The organism is Mesorhizobium sp. M6A.T.Ce.TU.002.03.1.1, from assembly GCF_003997275.1.
In the GTDB taxonomy this organism is placed as follows: Bacteria; Pseudomonadota; Alphaproteobacteria; order Rhizobiales; family Rhizobiaceae; genus Mesorhizobium; species Mesorhizobium mediterraneum.
This window is the reverse complement of the sequence record NZ_RZTI01000133.1, coordinates 1-2,500: the sequence shown is the minus strand read 5'-3', so window position 1 is coordinate 2,500 and position 2,500 is coordinate 1. Positions and strand designations below refer to the sequence as shown.

The following is a 2,500-nucleotide window of genomic DNA, read 5'->3' as shown; positions in this document are numbered from 1 at the left end:
GGTAGAGCACTGGATGGGCTAGGGGTCCTCACCGGATTACCAAACCTAACCAAACTCCGAATACCTGGGAGTACTAGTCGGCAGACACACGGCGGGTGCTAACGTCCGTCGTGAAAAGGGAAACAACCCTGACCTACAGCTAAGGTCCCCAAGTTATGGCTAAGTGGGAAAGGATGTGAGGATCCCAAAACAACCAGGATGTTGGCTTAGAAGCAGCCATCATTTAAAGAAAGCGTAACAGCTCACTGGTCTAAATAAGGGTCTTTGCGCCGAAAATGTAACGGGGCTCAAGCCATACACCGAAGCTTAGGGTTCGTAGCAATACGAGCGGTAGCGGAGCGTTCTGTAAGCTGATGAAGCCATACCCGTGAGGGGTGGTGGAGGTATCAGAAGTGCGAATGCTGACATGAGTAACGTAAGGGGAGTGAGAGACTCCCCCGCCGAAAGTCCAAGGGTTCCTGCTTAAAGCTAATCTGAGCAGGGTTAGCCGGCCCCTAAGTCGAGGCAGAAATGCGTAGACGATGGGAACCACGTTAATATTCGTGGGCCTGGAGGAAGTGACGGATCATTGAGGTAGTCCAATCTTATCGGATTGAAAGGGCTGCTGCGTGGTTCCAGGAAATAGCTCCTCCTTATAGACCGTACCCGAAACCGACACTGGTGGACTGGTAGAGTATACCAAGGCGCTTGAGAGAACTATGCTGAAGGAACTCGGCAAATTGCACGCGTAACTTCGGAAGAAGCGTGACCCTTTTCCACGCAAGTGGAGGAGGGTGGCACAGACCAGGGGGTAGCGACTGTTTATCAAAAACACAGGGCTCTGCGAAGTCGCAAGACGACGTATAGGGTCTGACGCCTGCCCGGTGCTGGAAGGTTAAGAGGAGGGGTGCAAGCTCTGAATCGAAGCCCCAGTAAACGGCGGCCGTAACTATAACGGTCCTAAGGTAGCGAAATTCCTTGTCGGGTAAGTTCCGACCTGCACGAATGGCGTAACGACTTCCCCGCTGTCTCCAGCATAGACTCAGTGAAATTGAATTCCCCGTGAAGATGCGGGGTTCCTGCGGTTAGACGGAAAGACCCCGTGCACCTTTACTATAGCTTTACATTGGCATTCGTAGTGGCATGTGTAGGATAGGTGGTAGGCTTTGAAACCTGGGCGCCAGCTCAGGTGGAGCCACCCTTGAAATACCACCCTTATCACTATGGATGTCTAACCGCGGCCCGTTATCCGGGTCCGGGACAATGTATGGTGGGTAGTTTGACTGGGGCGGTCGCCTCCTAAAGAGTAACGGAGGCGCGCGATGGTGGGCTCAGAACGGTCGGAAATCGTTCGCTGAGTGCAATGGCATAAGCCTGCCTGACTGCGAGACTGACAAGTCGAGCAGAGACGAAAGTCGGTCATAGTGATCCGGTGGTCCCGCGTGGAAGGGCCATCGCTCAACGGATAAAAGGTACGCCGGGGATAACAGGCTGATGACCCCCAAGAGTCCATATCGACGGGGTTGTTTGGCACCTCGATGTCGACTCATCGCATCCTGGGGCTGGAGCAGGTCCCAAGGGTATGGCTGTTCGCCATTTAAAGCGGTACGTGAGTTGGGTTCAGAACGTCGTGAGACAGTTCGGTCCCTATCTGCCGTGGGTGTAGGAATATTGAAAGGATCTGTCCCTAGTACGAGAGGACCGGGATGGACGGATCTCTGGTGGACCTGTTGTGGCGCCAGCCGCATAGCAGGGTAGCTATATCCGGACGGGATAACCGCTGAAGGCATCTAAGCGGGAAACCCACCTTAAAACGAGTATTCCCTGAGAACCGTGGAAGACGACCACGTTGATAGGCCGGGTGTGGAAGAGCGGCAACGCTTGAAGCTTACCGGTACTAATAGTTCGATCGGCTTGATCGTTCTCATTCCTTATGCCCATCACCAGCGCAATCCTTTGGATTGCGCTGAGATGTGAGAGCACAACAAAGACCAGCGAACAGCTCAGAGAGAGCAGAAAATAGGGTTCCCTATTCGCTACTCACTATTGGCTATTCGCTCAAAAAGCTTCTCGAGCAACGTGCGCTTTGCCGACCTGGTGGTTATGGCGGAGCGGCTGCACCCGATCCCATTCCGAACTCGGCCGTGAAACGCTCCAGCGCTGATGGTACTTCGTCTCAAGACGCGGGAGAGTAGGTCGCTGCCAGGTCTGCAAAACGCACGTTGAAAAAATCTTTTCCTTACAAACAGGCCCGCCAATCGGGAGCCCGGGCCGCGCAAGCGGCCCTTTCAGTTGGCGGAACCAACTAAGCGCTGACTTGTTTCAAAAGTTGACGCGGGGTGGAGCAGCACCCGTCCGCCCACAAAGGCCAAGGCCTTGAGGACGGACAAACCAAAAAGTCCGGGCTGCCCGGCCGGCATTCGCCGTTAAGTTGACGCGGGGTGGAGCAGCCCGGTAGCTCGTCAGGCTCATAACCTGAAGGTCACAGGTTCAAATCCTGTCCCCGCAACCAAATCAAAAA

1 tRNA gene and 2 rRNA genes (1 of these 3 cut by a window edge) are annotated in these 2,500 nt (G+C 54.4%); all 3 read left to right on the top strand.

From position 1 onward, the window contains the following. A 23S ribosomal RNA gene (locus EOC93_RS27580) occupies window positions 1–1,901 on the top strand (it extends 906 nt beyond the left edge of the window). A gap of 171 nt (window positions 1,902–2,072) precedes the next feature. Continuing rightward, window positions 2,073–2,187: ribosomal RNA gene (gene rrf, locus EOC93_RS27575) — 5S ribosomal RNA — on the top strand. A gap of 227 nt (window positions 2,188–2,414) precedes the next feature. After that, window positions 2,415–2,491, top strand: a tRNA-Met gene (locus EOC93_RS27570). The last annotated feature ends 9 nt before the right edge of the window (window positions 2,492–2,500 follow it).